Source organism: Longimicrobium terrae (genome assembly GCF_014202995.1).
Classification (GTDB): domain Bacteria; phylum Gemmatimonadota; class Gemmatimonadetes; order Longimicrobiales; family Longimicrobiaceae; genus Longimicrobium; species Longimicrobium terrae.
Genome location: NZ_JACHIA010000001.1, coordinates 225450 through 239804, shown reverse-complemented (window position 1 = coordinate 239804; position 14355 = coordinate 225450). Strand labels below are relative to the sequence as shown.

Here is a 14355-nt window from a genome sequence, read left to right as displayed (position 1 = left end):
CCGCCACCCCCGTGCGGTGTACACGGCTCACATGCAACAAACGAGACGGAAACGGGGCGCCCCCATGCGGCCTCCCGCTGCGCCCGGCGCGGGCGGGGCGGCGTGAACGCGCGGGGATACCGCGGCAAGCGCGCGCTGGACGTCGTCGTCGCGCTCGTGGCGCTCATCGTCTTTTCGCCGCTGCTGCTGCTGACCGCCGTCGCCGTGCGCGTGTGGCTGGGGAGCCCGGTGCTCTTCCGGCAGGCGCGGCCGGGTCTGGACGGGCGCCCGTTTACGCTCCTCAAGTTCCGCACGATGCGCGACGCGGCGGGGCCGGACGGCCGGCCGCTTCCCGACGCCGAGCGGCTGGGCCGGGTGGGTCGCCTGCTGCGCGCCTCCAGCCTGGACGAGCTTCCGGAGCTGGTCAACGTGCTGCGCGGCGAAATGAGCCTGGTGGGGCCTCGCCCGCTGCTGATGGAGTACCTGCCGCTGTACACGCCGGAGCAGGCCCGCCGGCACCAGGTGCGGCCGGGAATCACCGGGTGGGCGCAGGTGAACGGCCGCAACGCGGTGGACTGGGATGAGCGCTTTCGCCTGGACGGCTGGTACGTGGACCACTGCTCGCTGGCGCTGGACCTGCGGGTGCTGGTGCGCACCGTTTCCTCCGTGTTCCGCCGCCAGGGCATCAGCCAGGCCGGCCACGTGACCATGGAGCCGTTCCGCGGCTCCGCGCGCGGAGGCGGGTGATGGTGCAGCCGCTGGTGATCGTGGGCGCGGGCGGGCACGGGCGCGAAATGGCGGCGCTGGTGGCGGAAATCAACGCCGCGGCGCCGCGGTGGGAGCTGCTGGGCTTTGTGGACGATGGCCGGGAGCCGGGCACCGCCGTGGGAGACTCGCGGGTGCTGGGCGGCGCGGAATGGCTTTTGAATTCAACCATCGCCCCCCATGTCGTCCTTGGATTGGGAAGCCCCGCGCTCAAGCGGCGGCTGGCCGAGCGTCTGCGCCCCCGGGTGGCCGGATTTCCCGCGCTGGTGCACCCCGGCGTCACGCTGCACCCGTCCGCGCGGGTGGGCGAGGGCGTGCAGGTGTGTGCCGGGTGCGTGGTGACGGTGGATCTGGAGATCGGCGCCTTTGCCACGCTGAACCGGCTGTGCACCGTATCGCACGACTGCCGGGTGGGCGAGTACGCCACGCTGGCCCCCGGAGTTCTGCTGGCCGGAGCCGTGCATGTGGGGGAGGGCGCGGACCTGGGGATCGGATGCAGCGTCATCCAGGGCGTCCGGATTGGAGCCTGGAGCATCGTGGGCGCGGGCGCGGCGGTGGTGCGCGACCTGCCCGCGGACTGCACCGCGGTGGGAGTGCCGGCGCGGCCCATCCGGCAGCGCGCCGCTGGATGGTACTTGAACTGACTACTGGACTCGTGGAACGCATACATCTTTCTACGCCGCACATGAGCGGGCGCGAAGAGGCCTACGTAAAGGAAGCCTTCGCCAGCAACTGGATCGCCCCGCTCGGCCCGCAGGTGGACGCCTTTGAACGCGAGTTCGCCAGCGCGGTGGGCAGCGCGCACGCGGCGGCGCTCAGCTCCGGCACGGCCGCGCTGCACCTGGCGCTGCGCCTGGTGGGGGTGGGCCCGGGGGACGAAGTGCTGGTCAGCTCCCTCACCTTTTCGGCCAGCGCTACGCCCATCGTGTATCTGGGCGGGCGGCCCGCGTTCATCGACAGCGAGCGGGGCTCGTGGAACCTGGACCCGGCGCTGGTGCAGGAGGCGCTGGAAACGCGCGCCCGCGCGGGACGGCTTCCCAAGGCGCTGGTGGTGGTGCACCTGTACGGCCAGAGCGCCGACATGGACCCGCTGGCCGAGGTGTGCGCGCGCTACGGGGTGGCGCTGGTGGAGGACGCGGCCGAGGCGCTGGGCGCGACGTATCATGGCCGCATTCCGGGCACCATGGGCCGGGTGGGGATCTACTCGTTCAACGGCAACAAGGTCATCACCACCTCCGGCGGCGGCATGCTGGTGAGCGACGACGAGGCGCTGGTGGCGCGCGCCCGCAAGCTTTCCACGCAGGCGCGCGACCCGGCCCCGTACTACGAGCACTCCGAGATCGGCTACAACTACCGGCTCAGCAACGTCCTGGCCGCCATTGGCCGGGGGCAGCTGGAGGTGCTGGAGGAGCGGGTGCTGGCGCGCCGGGCCAACTTCGAGTTCTACCGCCAGGCGCTGGCCGACATCCCCGGGCTGGAGTGGATGCCCGAGGCGTCGTGGGGCCGGCACAGCCGCTGGCTCACCTGCCTTACGGTGAACCCGCGCGAGTTCGGCACCGACCGCGAGCGGCTGCGGCTGCTGCTGGAGGACCAGAACATCGAGGCCCGCCCCGTGTGGAAGCCCATGCACCTGCAGCCGGTGTTCGCCGGGCTGCCCTGCTGGGGCGGCGCCGTGGCCGAGGACCTGTTCGAGCGCGGGCTGTGCCTTCCCTCCGGCTCCAACCTCACCGAAGGCCAGCTGAGCCGCGTGGCCGACGCGGTGCGCAAGGTGTGGCGGCGCGCCCGCCGGCCCGCCGCGGAACCCATGGCCGCTCCGGCCGCCTGAACCATCTCTCTTCTCCGGGGTGTCGCGGCAGGGGCGCCCCGGTTTATCTTTCGAGCCCGGCGCACCGCGCCGGGGGCGTCCGGGGGGGGATCCATTCCCCGGCCGTCCTTCCCGGCTCATCGGAAACCCGACCATTACGCGGCGTACACATGCAAGATCCCACATCCTCCCCGTTCGCGGCGCCCCGCATCATCCCCAAGCCGTGGGGGCGCGAGGTCTGGTACGCCCACGAGGACCGGTACGCCGGCAAGATCCTCGAAGTCACCAAGGGGCACGCCCTGTCGCTGCAGAAGCACGAGCGCAAGCAGGAAACCATGTACCTGCAGAGCGGCCGGCTGGTGTACCACTTCAACGGCGTGGACTACGAGATGACGCCGGGGATGTGCATCACGGTGCGCCCGGGGGACATCCACCGCGTGGAAGCGCTGGAAGACGCGGTGATCCTGGAAGTGAGCACGCCGGAACTGGACGACGTGGTGCGCCTGGAAGACCGCTACGGCCGGGGATGAGCCTTTCGCCTTTCCGGCGGGAGGAGGGGCCGCACGGCCCGTCCTTCTCCGGCCCGGCCGGTTCGCCCCTGCGGGTGGTGGTCACCGGCGGCGCGGGCTTCATCGGCAGCCACCTCTGCCAGCGGCTGCTGGACGGCGGCGGCACCGTGTGGGCCGTCGACAACTTCGACCCGTTCTACGACCCGGCCATCAAGCGCGCCGCGGTGCGCGAGCTGGAGGCCAGTCCGCGCTTTCGCCTGGTGGAGGCGGACGTGTGCGACGAGGCGGCCACCGCGCACGCGCTGGAAGCGGCGGGGCTGGGCCCCGGCGGCGCCGACGTGCTCATCCACCTGGCGGCCCGGGCGGGTGTGCGCCCCTCCATCGAAGACCCGGCGGGGTACGCCCGCTTCAACGTTCAGGGGACGGCGGCCACGCTGGAGCTTTCGCGGCGGCTGGCCATCCCCGCGTACGTGTTCGGCTCCAGCTCCAGCGTGTACGGCAACGAGGCCCGCGTCCCCTTTCGCGAGGACGCCCCCGCCGCGTCGCCCATCTCTCCCTACGCCGCCACCAAGCGCGCGGGGGAGCTGCTGTGCCACGCCCACCACCACCTGTACGGCACCAGCGTGGTGTGCCTGCGGTTCTTTACCGTCTATGGCCCGCGGCAGCGCCCGGACCTGGCCATTCACAAGTTCGCCCGGCTGATGGCGGCGGGGGAGGCCATTCCCCTGTTCGGCGACGGCTCCACCGCGCGCGACTACACCTTCGTGGACGACATCGTGCACGGGGTGGAGGCGGCCGCGCGCTTCGCCCTGGCGCGCCCCGGCGCGTGGGAGATCCTGAACCTGGGGGGGAGCCAGACGGTGACGCTGGCCCGGCTGGTGGAGCTGCTGGCGGGGGAGATGGGGATCGACCCCGCGGTGCGCCGTCTTCCGGCGCAGCCCGGCGACGTGGAGCGCACCTGGGCCGACATCGGCCGCGCGGGCGAGCTGCTGGGCTACGCGCCCGGCACCTCCATCGAGGCGGGGATCGCCGCCTTCGTGCGGTGGTTCCGCGACTCGTCCGCCCGTTCCCCGCGGTCGGCCCCGTGAGCCAGGCCGTGCCCACGGTGCTCGCCCTGCTGGACCACTACCTCCCCGGCTACAAGGCGGGGGGGCCGGTGCGCAGCGTGCACCAGCTGGTGACGCAGCTGGGGGGCGAGTTCCGCTTCCGCGTGGTGACGCGCGACCGCGACGCGGGCGACACGGCGCCGTACCCGGGGGTGCCGGCCAACCGCTGGCAGCGCGTGGGGCGGGCGGACGTGCTGTACCTGTCCCCCGACCGGCTGAACACGGCGTCCATGCGCGACATCCTCACGGGGACGCCGCACGACCTGCTGTACCTCAACAGCCTCTTTTCCCCCCGCTTTTCCGCCGCGCCGCTCCTGCTGCGCCGGCTGAACGCGGCCCCGTCCCGGCGGGTGGTGCTGGCGCCCCGGGGCGAGCTGCACCCCAGCGCGCTGGGAACGGGGGACTGGGGACGGCTGGTTCCGCCGCGGCTGGTGTCGGGGATCCGCACGCCCCGCTATCTCAAGAAGCAGACGTACCTGCGCTTCGCGCGCTCCGCCGGCCTGTTCCGGGGAATCACCTGGCAGGCATCCACGGAGCAGGAGCGCATCCACATCCAGCACGCGCTGGGGGCGGGTACGGAGGTGGTGGTGGCGCCGGACCTGGTTCCGCCGCCCGCACCCACCTCCGCGCTGCTGCGCGACAAGCGGCCGGGCGACCTGCGCGTCGTCTTTCTTTCCCGCCTGTGCGCGATGAAGAACCTGCGCGGCGCGGCGGAAGCGCTGCGCGGGGTGCGCGGGCCGGTCCGCTTCGACATCTACGGCCCGGTGGACGATGCGCGCTACTGGGAAGAGTGCCGGGGGATCCTGGAGGCGCTGCCGCCCAGCGTGACGGTGCGCTACATGGGCCCGGTGCCGCACGACGCGGTGGCCGCCATCTTCCGGGACGCGCACCTCCTTCTGCTCCCCACGCTGGGCGAAAACTTCGGCCACGTGATCCTGGAGGCGCTGTCCGAGGGGTGCCCGGTGCTGATCAGCGACCAGACGCCCTGGCGCGAACTGACGCAGCGCCGCGCCGGGTGGGACCTGCCGCTGGCCGACATCCCCGCTTTCACCGCCGTGCTGGAGCAGTGCCTGGCGATGGACGCGGAGGAGTTCGGGCGATGGTCCGCGGGGGCGGCGGCGCTGGCCCGGGCATGGAGCGCGGCGGGATGGCCCCGCGACCGCAACCGCGCCCTGTTCGGCGGGCCGGCCGCGGCGGACGCGCCGGAGGGGGCGCCCGCGCGTTCCGGCGGGCACGTGGTGGCCGACGCGCCATGACCGCCGCGCGCGGGGACGCGCCCCGCCGCGTAACGCTCCTGGTAAACGACCTCGCCGGCAACGCACTCGCCCGCGCCATTCCCCTGGCGCGGGCGCTTTCCGTGGAATACGAGGTAGAACTCGCCGGGCTGCTGCTGAGCGGCCCGGAGGTCTACGCCCCCTACCGCGGCCTTTTTCCCGTCCACGCCATCCGCTGTTCCCCCGCGCTCCCCGCCGTCCTGGCCGCCGCGCCCCGGCTGGCGGCGCTGGCCACGGGCGACCTGCTCTACGCCTGCAAACCCCTCGCGTCCACCCTGCTCCCGGCCCGGCTGGCCGCGCGCCGCACCGGCGCGCCCGTGCTGCTGGACGTGGAGGACGACGAGTGGTCCGCGCGCGCGGTGAACACGCCGGCGCCCGGGCTGCGCGGGGTGGCGCAGCGGGTGCGCGACACGCACCGCTTCAAGGCGCGGCTCTTTCACCCGCTGACGTTCGGGATCGCGGGGGTGACGGTGTCCACGCGCGCGCTGCAGCGGCGCCACGGCGGCACCCTTCTGCGCCACGGGCCGGACGAGTCGCGCTTTGATCCGGACCTCCCCGGGCTGGCGGACCGGGCGCGGCTGCGGCGGGAACTGGGATTGCCGGCGGAGGGGCGGCTGGCGGTGTTCGCCGGCGTGCCACGGCCCCACAAGGGGTGGGACGTGCTGCTGCGCGCGCTGGGGAACCCCGCCGCGGCGGAATGGTCGCTGGTGACGGCGGGGCCGGAGGGCGCGGAGCACGCGCGGGCGAGGGCGCTTCTCGGCGGACGATTCCACTCGCTGGGAATGCTGCCGAACGAAGCGATGCCGCGCCTGCTGGCCGCGGCGGACGCGGTGCCCATCGCGCAGCGGGACGAGGCGTACGCCCGGGCGCAGCTTCCCGCCAAGGTGCTGGAAGCGATGGCGATGCGCGTTCCCGTCGTCGCCTCCATGGTCGGCGATCTGCCGGAGATCCTGGGGGAGGGGCGCGGCTGGCTGATCGCCCCGGAGGACGACGCGGCGCTCGCGGCGGCGCTGGCGGCCATTGCGGCGGATCCCGCGGAGGCGGCGCGGCGGGGGCGGGCGGCGCGGGCGTGGTTCGTGGAGGAGGCGGGCGCGGCGGCGCTGCGGGCGCGGCTGCTCCCCCTCGTACGCGGCGCGCTGGACGGCGGGCGGTGAGGGCGCCGGGGCCGCTGCGGCGCGGCGTCGTTCACAACCTGCTGGGGATCGCGCTTCCGGCGCTGGTGGCGCTGATCGCCCTGCCGCGGCTGGCCGCGGCGCTGGGGACGGAGCGGCTGGGCGTGCTGACGCTCGTGTGGGCCACGCTGAGCTACTTCGGCGTGCTGAACCTGGGCGTGGGGCGGGCGCTCACCCAGGCCGTCGCGGGCGGGGAAGGGGAGGACGCCACCCTGTCCGGCCTTTTCTGGACGGGGCTGGCGATGGTGATGGCGCTGGCGGCTTCCGCGGGCGCCGGGCTCGCGCTGGCCGCGCCGTGGCTGGCGCGCGGGCTGAACCTGCCCCCGGGTCTGGCGCGCGAGGCGGCGGACGCCTTTCGCATGCTGGGCCTCACCCTCCCCTGGGTCATCAGCTTTCCCGTGCTGACGGGGGTGCTGGAGGCGCGCTACCGCTTCGGGCGGGTGAACGCGGTGGCGGCGCCCGCGTCGGCGCTGGCGTACCTGGGACCGGTCTTCGTCGCCTCCATTTCGCCGGACCTGCTGTACGTGACCGGGCTGCTGGCCGTCGTGCGCATGGTGGCGTGGACGGTGTGCCTGACGCTGTGCCTGCGCGAGCTTCCCGCCCTGCGCCGTCCGCGTCTGCGGCGCGGAGCGGCCGGACCGCTGCTGCGCTTCGGGGGATGGACGACGGTCAGTGCCGCCGTATCGCCCGTGCTCGTGTACCTGGACCGCTTCGTCCTGGGCGGATTGGTGTCGACGGCCGCGGTGGCGTTCTACGGCGTGCCGCAGGAGATCACCCTTCGCCTGGGCGCGGTATCGAGCGCGATCGGGTCGGTGCTGTTTCCCGCGTTCGCCGCGGCGCACGCGTCGGCGCGGCGGACGGAGGGGGCGCTGCTGCGGCGGGGGATGGACGGCGTGTTTCTGCTGGTGCTGCCCGCCGCCATGGGGCTGGCGGCCGCGGGCGGGGATGTGATGCGGGCGTGGATGGGGGCGGACTTTGCGCGCGAGGGCGGGGCGGCGCTGGCGGTGCTGGGCGTAGGGCTGCTGATGAACGGATTCGGCAAGGTGGCGTCGTCGCTGCTGTACGGCGCGGGGCGGCCGGACCACGTGGCGCACGCGCACCTGCTGGAACTGGTGCTGTACGTTCCCCTCGTGGCGCTGCTGGTGTGGATGTGGGGCGTGCCCGGCGCCGCGCTCGCATGGACGCTGCGGACCTCGGGCGACGCCCTGCTGCTGCTGCGCGCGGCGGGGCGCGAGGTGCCGGAGGCCGTGCCGGCGCTGGGCCGCGCCGCGCGGATGGGCGCGTTCGCCGCGGCGGGTGCGGCAGGGGCGTTCTGGCTTCCCGGGCTGGGATGGCGCGTGGGGTTCGCCGTCGCGGCCACGCTGTGTGGATGGGCGATCTTTCGCGTGCACGGCGACACGCTGCGCGCAATGGGATTCGGCCGGTCGGCGGCGGCACCGAGCCCCGGCGCGGACGGGTAGGCGACGGTCGACGCGGGGTGCGAGCCTCAGGGAGGCCCCCACCCGGGCTCGTACTACTCGCCCACCCTCCCCCGCGAGAGCGAATGAATCCGCCACTCAAACAGCGGGAAGCCCCGACACCGGCTGCTGGCGCATCCGGTTCGGGGCTTCAACTGCATGGGGACGCGAGCGGGGACAGCGTCCAGTCCGCGGAGGCGGACTTCGTGTTTTTCGAGGCGCGGTTTCAACCGCCGGATGGAAGTCGCCACCCCGCTCCGACCTCTCTCCCGCACCGATCTGGGGTGTGCTCCCTCTCCCACATCTGTTCGTGGGAGAGGGTCGTCGTGCGCAGCACGCGGGGTGAGGGCCCCCGCCCGCCGCCACGCCCGACCTCATCACCGCCTTGATCCCCTCCCGCCGACCATCCCCGTCATCCACCCACCCCGGACCCATCTGATACACAAAAGGGGTGTACGTGGGCCGCGGACGACGTATCTTCTTCCCGCCCGGCGCCGCGCGCGGATGCCGGGCGGGCGAACGCCCGATCCTGCACCTCCAATCCAGACCGCCGCGGATGATCGACCTGCATTCCCACCTGATTCCCGCCGTGGATGACGGTGCCGCCAACCTGGACGAGTCGCGCACCGCGCTGGAGCGCATGTACGCGCAGGGCGTGCGCACCCTGGTCACCACCCCGCACCTGAACGCCAGCCTCACCGCGCACCCGGAACGTCTGTCGGCCGAACTGGCGCGGCTGGACCGGGGATGGGAGGAGCTGCGCACCCTGGCCGCCGAATCGTTCCCCGGCATGCGGGTGGAGCGCGGCGTGGAACTGCTGCTGGACGACCCGCACCCCGTGCTGGACGATCCGCGGCTGCGGCTGGCGGGGACGCGCTCGGTGCTGGTGGAATTTTCGTTCACCGGCGTTCCGCCCGGCTCCGAACGCGTGCTGTTCGAAATCCGCATGGCGGCGCTGCGGCCCATCGTGGCGCACCCGGAACGCTATCCCAACCCGCAGGCCAGCCTGGCCGTCGCGGACCTGTGGGTGCGCTCCGGCGCGGCGCTGCAGGTGAACTGGGGATCGCTGGCGGGGCGGTACGGAGAACTGCCGCGCCGAATCGCGTGGGATCTTCTGGAGCAGGGGATGGTGAGCTACCTGTCCAGCGACCACCACGCCCGGGGCTCGCTCTCCGCGGAGGAGGGACGCGCGCTGCTCCTGGCCCGCGGCGGCGAAGAGCAACTGGAACTGCTGACGGCGACCAACCCCCAGCGGCTGCTGGACAACCAGCCGCCGCTGGACGTTCCCCCGCTGCAGATGGCGAAGAAGTCGTTCTGGGGACGGTTGATGGGGCGCTGACGGATCAGCGCGCGCGTCCCAGCCGCGGCGAGGCCGACAGCCCCAGGCGCAACGTGCGGTTCATCACATCGACCGAGAACTTGTCGCGGTCCGCCCAGGTGCCCGAGGTGCTCTGGAACAGGTAGTTCCACCGCTTGTTGGCGGTCCACTCCGCGGACAGCCGCGCGCCCAGCACGTCCACCCCCAGCCGCGCGCCGAAGTACGCCGTCATGTCGTGCGCCAGGTAGCGGTTGGGGCCGCCCGGCTGGGCGAAGTACGCGTCATCCGCCCAGCGCACGCGCCCGCCGAACAACCCCGCCTCCACCCCGCGCGTCACCCAGTCCGCCGCCAGCCACTGGCCGGACGCGCCCGGGCCCATGAACGCGCCCAGAACCTCGCCGTTGTTGGTGTAGCCCTGCGGAATCCGCTCGCTGGCGTAGAAGCTTCCCGCCGGGTTGGTGGTTTCCGTGGGGCTCTGCTCCAGGTAGGTGTGCTCCGCCTGCAGCCGCACCAGCCCGGACCCCAGCGGGCGCGCCACCTGCCCGCCGATGGTGTAGCCCTGCGTGTGCTCCGGACGCAGCAGCAGGTCGCGGAACGAGGTGGGCAGCTCGCGCCGTGCCCACTCGAAGTACACCTCCGCCCCGTCGCCCGGCGCCACCAGGCGCGCGGACAGGGCGGTCATCTGCTCCGCGGCGCGCCCGGTGGTGTCGCGGCCGGCGTCCCAGTGGCCCAGCACGTCCGCAAAGCGCCCCGCCACGCCGCCCCAGTCGTCCACGGGCGACATCACCGTACGCGCGATCCCCAGCGTCAGCGCCGGGAACACCGCCGGGCGCAGCGTCACTCCCAGCGCGCTGAGCGAACGCTCGCCGTCATTTTCGTCATCCCGGCCGGGGGCGTAGTCGGACGCCTCCAGCCCGCCCACGAGCCAGCGCCCCTCCATGTCGCCCAGAAAGGTGCGCAGGGGACGGCCGCTGCGCAGGAACAGGTGCGGAAATCCCGCCGCGTTGTTGCTGAACAGGATGGCGCTGCGGATGCCGGGGCCCCACCACTGGTTTTCCGTCGCGGCGCCCACTTCCACCGCGCCCGCGGTGACGGTGAGCGACGACTGGCCGGGATACAGCCGGCGTACCTCGTCGTTCCCCGGCCGCCACGGCACGTCCGCCGAGTTGGGGCCCGCGAACCAGGGCGCCACGAAGCGGGCGCGCTGCTCCGCCGTCCACCGCGTGGGAAGGACGCTGTCGAACTGCGCGTTCTCCGACCACACCATTTCCGGCGCCGCGATCAACCGCACGGGTCCGAGGGTGCCGACGAATCCCGCCATCACGCGCCCGTTCGCGCCGCGGCCGGCCCAGAGCGGGCCGTCGTTGACGGAGAAGGGGATGCGCGTGTTCCACACGGTCTCCACCTCCGGCACCAGCACGCGGAATCCGTCACGGCCGCGCGGCATGGCGCTGGACGGGGAGCGCAGCAGGTAACCGCCGGCCGCCTCTTCGCGCCCGGTGATCTGCCACAGCCGCCACTCGCGGTCCGCCGCGCCGGACACACCCACCAGCGCACCCACGCCGTACATCTCCCGCCGGCGGGCATGCTCCGGCGGAACGACGAGTTCGACGTGGCGGTTGGACGCGAAGAAGGCGGCGGCGCGCGCGGAATCCACGGCCGCCTGCGTCGTCGCGGCGGGGACGACGGGAACCGTGTCGGCGGCGGCGGGCGGTCCGCCTGCCAGCGACGGCGCGGGGGCCGGGTCCTGTCCGTGCAGGGGCCGCGCGCAGGGAACCGCGAGCGCGGCGAACAGGGCCAGTCTGGCGAACACGGCGAACCCGGGTGCGAGGTGGACGGCGGGGGCGTACGGCTCTAACTTTACCGGCTTGCGCGTTGCGGGGCAACCATTTGAGCCCCGCGCCAGGGTGCCGTGACGGCTCCCGTCTTCTTCCCCGAACGCGTGAGCGCGGTGCGTCCCACCCTGCTGATGGCCGTCTACAACGACCTCGCCACCGACGGGCGGGTGCAGCGCGCGGCCCGGGCGCTGGCGGGGGACTTCGACGTGCGCGTGGCGTATCCGGCAGCAAGCGGAGCGGCGTACCGGGCGGAGGGATACGAGGCGGCCGCCATCCCCGTCCGCGGCGCGGGACCCGTGCGGCTGGCCCGCTTCAGCGCCGCGGTGCTCGCCCTGGCCCGGCGCACGCGGCCGGCGGTGGTGTACGCGCACGACTATTATCTCTCCGCCGTGGGCGCGCTGGCCGCCCGCCTGGCCGGCGCGGCCCTGGTGTACGACGCGCACGAACTGATCGTTCCCGAGCCGGACATCCCGGTGGACCGGCGGGACCGCTTCTTCTACCGGATGGAAAAGCGATCCATCCACCGCGCGGGCCTCGTAATCGTGGCCAACCGGGCGCGCGGCGAGGTGATGCGGAGCCACTACGGGCTGGCGGATGAGCCGCTGGTCGTCCGCAACATCCCCGAGGCGCCCCATCCCGTTTCCGCCATCCACCGAAGTGACGCGGGGGGCGTGCGGCTGGTCTACCAGGGCTACATGGACGAGGGGCGGGGGATCGGCGTGTTCATCGACGCGCTGGCCCTGCTGCCGCCGGAGTTCCGCCTGGAGTTCATCGGCGGCGGGCCGGGATTGGCGGCGCTGCGGGCGCGGGCGGAGCGGATGGGCGTGGGGGGACGGATGGAGTTCGCCGGCCCCATCCCCCGCGACGCGCTGGACGCGCGGGTGCGCGCCTGCCACATCGGCCTCATCGCCTACGTGGCGCCGGACCGCAACAACCGCCTGTGCGCGCCCAATAAGCTGTACGAGTACGCGCAGGCCGGGGTGCCGGTGGTGGCCCTGGGCTCGCCGTACCTGGCGGGGATGGTGAGGGAGGGCGGGGTGGGGACGGCGCTGGCGACGGAGGACGTGTCGCCGGAGCGCGTCGCCGCCGCCATCCGGGAACTCGCCGGGTCGCTCCCGGGGTACGCGGGGCGGCTGCAAACGTTCGTGGCCGCGCATCCGTGGAGCGCCGAGGCGGAGCCCCTGCGCCGCGCCGTCGCCGCGCTGGTGACGGCTTCGTGAGGATGGATGGATCCGCCGGCGCCGATGTCTCCGACAAAGTGGATGGCATCGATGGATCCGGTGGATTCGAGGATCGATGGACCCACGCCGGACGGACCGGTACCGTGGCGCACGTCCCTTCCGGACGCGCCGCCTCCCGCGTCCCCCGCGCTGAACCGATGATGCTGATGACCGATCTGAAGCGGCCGGAGTTCCCGCGCCGCGCGGCGGGATGGATGCGGGCCGGCGCCGTGCTGGCGGCCGGCGCGCTGGCCGCGTTCGCGCGCCCGGCGGCCGCGCAGGACGACGTGCTGGCCCGCGAGGCGGTGGTGGCGGGGAGCGAGGCCGAGGCGTACCTGCGCACACTGCAGGTGGCGGGGCAGCTTCCCTCGCACCCGTGGTCGCTGCGCGGCTTCGCCCCGCGCGAGATGGCGCGCCTGCACCCGGACTCCGCGCACCCGTGGACGTCGCGGACGGAGGAACGGCGGCCGTTCGCCCGGGTGAGCGGCGGGCTGCTGCGCCCGTCCGCGCGGGCGGCGTACAACACCGGCTTCGCGTACGGCTACAACGACGGCCCGGTGTGGCGCGGCCGCGGGGTTACGGTGGAGGCGCACGCCGGGGCCACGGCGCGGGTGGGCCCGCTCTCCCTGCGGGTAGAGCCCGTCGTGTTCTGGGCGGAGAACCGCGAATTCGCCCTCATGCCCAACGGGCGAACAGGGGAGCAGGTGTACGCGGACGGCCGCAGCCCGCGCAACATCGACCTTCCCCAGCGGTTCGGCGACGAGGCGTACGCCCGCGTGGATCCGGGGGAAAGCACGCTGCGGCTGGACGTGGCGGGGTTCGCCCTGGGCGCGTCCACCGCCGCGCAGCAGTGGGGCCCGTCGCGCGAACTGCCGCTGATTCTGGGCAACAACGCCGGGGGATTCGCCCACGTCTTCGCCGGCACCTCGTCGCCGTGGAACACGCCCATCGGCCGGGTGCACGGCCGCGTGCTGTGGGGGAGCGTGTCGCAGTCGGACTACTCGCCCATGCAGGGGCCGGGAAGCCGCCGCTTCGCCACGGGGATGGTGGCCGTGTGGATGCCGCGCGGGCTGAACGGGCTGGAGATCGGCGGCTCGCGCTTCTTTCACCTGGCGTGGCCGGAGGACGGGCTGAGCTCCGGGTACTTCACCAAGATCTTCGAGGGGATCACCAAGGCCTCGGTGGATTCGTCCGGCGTGGGCACGGACGGCCGCTCGTCGCCGGACAACCAGCTCGCCTCCGTGTTCGCGCGATGGGTGTTTCCCCGCGCCGGGCTGGAAGTGTACGGCGAGTTCGCGCGGGAAGACCACAACTACGATCTGCTGGACTTCGCGCTGGAGCCGGACCACCAGGCCGGGTACACCCTGGGCGCCGCCCGCGCCTGGCGCCCCTCCCCCACGCGGCTGGCCAGCGTGCGGATCGAAGTCCAGAGCACCGAGCCCTCGACGCTGGCGCGCGTGCGCCGGCAGCCGGCCTTCTACCGCCACGACAACGCGCTGCAGGGGCACACCAGCCGCGGCCAGGTGCTGGGTTCGCCCTTCGGATACGGCGGCGGCGGGTCCATCGTGGCGGCGGACCTGTACCACCCCCGCGGCCGGTGGACGGCGCAGTGGGTGCGCACCCGCATGGGGGGAACGCTGGCCGCCGACTCCGCCGACGTGATGCACACCCTGTCGGCGGAGGGCGTCTTCTTTCGCGGGCCGGTGGACCTGGTGGGCGGGGTGGCGTGGAGCGCCAACCTGAACCGCTACAACGGGGGCGACGCCCACAACCTGAACGCGCAGTTCGGCGTACGCGTGGGGCTGGGACCCGGCCGTGCGCGCCCCGTGCGCGTTGACACCTTCCCCGCGGACCGATAACTTTTGCGCCTTGTGCCGCGGCCCCCGGCGTGCATTTGCCCCCGGTGAACAGGT

The 14355-nt window shown here is 73.5% G+C and carries 12 protein-coding genes; 11 read left to right on the top strand and 1 reads right to left on the bottom strand.

Annotated features, from left to right (window positions below; translation table 11 throughout):
* The first annotated feature begins 102 nt into the window (after positions 1-102).
* From HNQ61_RS01015 to HNQ61_RS00975, 9 genes are all read left to right on the top strand, one after another.
* Entirely contained in the window at positions 103-726 is a 624-nt protein-coding gene (locus HNQ61_RS01015; protein WP_338088062.1) for a sugar transferase, read from the top strand.
* Complete coding sequence (locus HNQ61_RS01010) at positions 726-1388, top strand: acetyltransferase (protein ID WP_170030808.1); 663 nt, start codon at positions 726-728, stop codon at positions 1386-1388. The genes HNQ61_RS01015 and HNQ61_RS01010 overlap by 1 nt, the downstream gene beginning before the upstream one ends.
* The gene (locus HNQ61_RS01005; protein ID WP_170030806.1) at positions 1373-2569 is read left to right on the top strand and encodes a DegT/DnrJ/EryC1/StrS family aminotransferase; all 1197 of its coding nucleotides are present in this window, start codon (positions 1373-1375) and stop codon (positions 2567-2569) included. The genes HNQ61_RS01010 and HNQ61_RS01005 overlap by 16 nt, the downstream gene beginning before the upstream one ends.
* 149 nt (positions 2570-2718) lie before the next feature.
* Positions 2719-3078, top strand: a complete 360-nt coding sequence (locus HNQ61_RS01000; RefSeq protein WP_170030804.1) for a cupin domain-containing protein — start codon at positions 2719-2721, stop codon at positions 3076-3078.
* Positions 3075-4145: an NAD-dependent epimerase/dehydratase family protein gene (locus HNQ61_RS00995; protein ID WP_205761092.1), complete on the top strand. Its 1071-nt coding sequence runs from the start codon at positions 3075-3077 to the stop codon at positions 4143-4145. The genes HNQ61_RS01000 and HNQ61_RS00995 overlap by 4 nt, the downstream gene beginning before the upstream one ends.
* Positions 4142-5419 (top strand): glycosyltransferase, encoded by a 1278-nt coding sequence (locus HNQ61_RS29075; RefSeq protein ID WP_170030801.1) that lies wholly within the window; start codon positions 4142-4144, stop codon positions 5417-5419. The genes HNQ61_RS00995 and HNQ61_RS29075 overlap by 4 nt, the downstream gene beginning before the upstream one ends.
* Positions 5416-6591: a glycosyltransferase family 4 protein gene (locus tag HNQ61_RS00985; RefSeq protein WP_170030799.1), complete on the top strand. Its 1176-nt coding sequence runs from the start codon at positions 5416-5418 to the stop codon at positions 6589-6591. The genes HNQ61_RS29075 and HNQ61_RS00985 overlap by 4 nt, the downstream gene beginning before the upstream one ends.
* Complete coding sequence (locus HNQ61_RS00980; RefSeq protein ID WP_170030797.1) at positions 6588-8069, top strand: oligosaccharide flippase family protein; 1482 nt, start codon at positions 6588-6590, stop codon at positions 8067-8069. The genes HNQ61_RS00985 and HNQ61_RS00980 overlap by 4 nt, the downstream gene beginning before the upstream one ends.
* Positions 8070-8622: 553 nt before the next feature.
* A complete protein-coding gene (locus HNQ61_RS00975; RefSeq protein WP_170030795.1) occupies positions 8623-9405 on the top strand; it encodes a tyrosine-protein phosphatase in 783 nt (260 codons plus the stop codon).
* A 4-nt stretch (positions 9406-9409) separates the two neighbouring features.
* On the opposite strand, the gene HNQ61_RS00970 is transcribed toward HNQ61_RS00975, so the two are convergent.
* A complete protein-coding gene (locus HNQ61_RS00970; RefSeq protein ID WP_170030793.1) occupies positions 9410-11197 on the bottom strand; it encodes a capsule assembly Wzi family protein in 1788 nt (595 codons plus the stop codon).
* 99 nt (positions 11198-11296) lie between these two features.
* Between HNQ61_RS00970 and HNQ61_RS00965 the strand changes: the two genes are divergently transcribed.
* Positions 11297-12442, top strand: a complete 1146-nt coding sequence (locus tag HNQ61_RS00965) for a glycosyltransferase (RefSeq protein WP_170030791.1) — start codon at positions 11297-11299, stop codon at positions 12440-12442.
* 167 nt (positions 12443-12609) lie between these two features.
* Entirely contained in the window at positions 12610-14301 is a 1692-nt protein-coding gene (locus tag HNQ61_RS00960; RefSeq protein ID WP_170030789.1) for a capsule assembly Wzi family protein, read from the top strand.
* Positions 14302-14355: the final 54 nt, after the last annotated feature.

Coding starts and splice junctions, on each gene's coding strand:
- HNQ61_RS00960 (WP_170030789.1), top strand. CDS start 12,610: ATGACCGATCTGAAGCGGCCGGAGTTCCCGCGCCGCGCGGCGGGATGG.
- HNQ61_RS01000 (WP_170030804.1), top strand. CDS start 2,719: ATGCAAGATCCCACATCCTCCCCGTTCGCGGCGCCCCGCATCATCCCC.
- HNQ61_RS00975 (WP_170030795.1), top strand. CDS start 8,623: ATGATCGACCTGCATTCCCACCTGATTCCCGCCGTGGATGACGGTGCC.
- HNQ61_RS01005 (WP_170030806.1), top strand. CDS start 1,373: ATGGTACTTGAACTGACTACTGGACTCGTGGAACGCATACATCTTTCT.
- HNQ61_RS01010 (WP_170030808.1), top strand. CDS start 726: ATGGTGCAGCCGCTGGTGATCGTGGGCGCGGGCGGGCACGGGCGCGAA.
- HNQ61_RS00995 (WP_205761092.1), top strand. CDS start 3,075: ATGAGCCTTTCGCCTTTCCGGCGGGAGGAGGGGCCGCACGGCCCGTCC.
- HNQ61_RS00985 (WP_170030799.1), top strand. CDS start 5,416: ATGACCGCCGCGCGCGGGGACGCGCCCCGCCGCGTAACGCTCCTGGTA.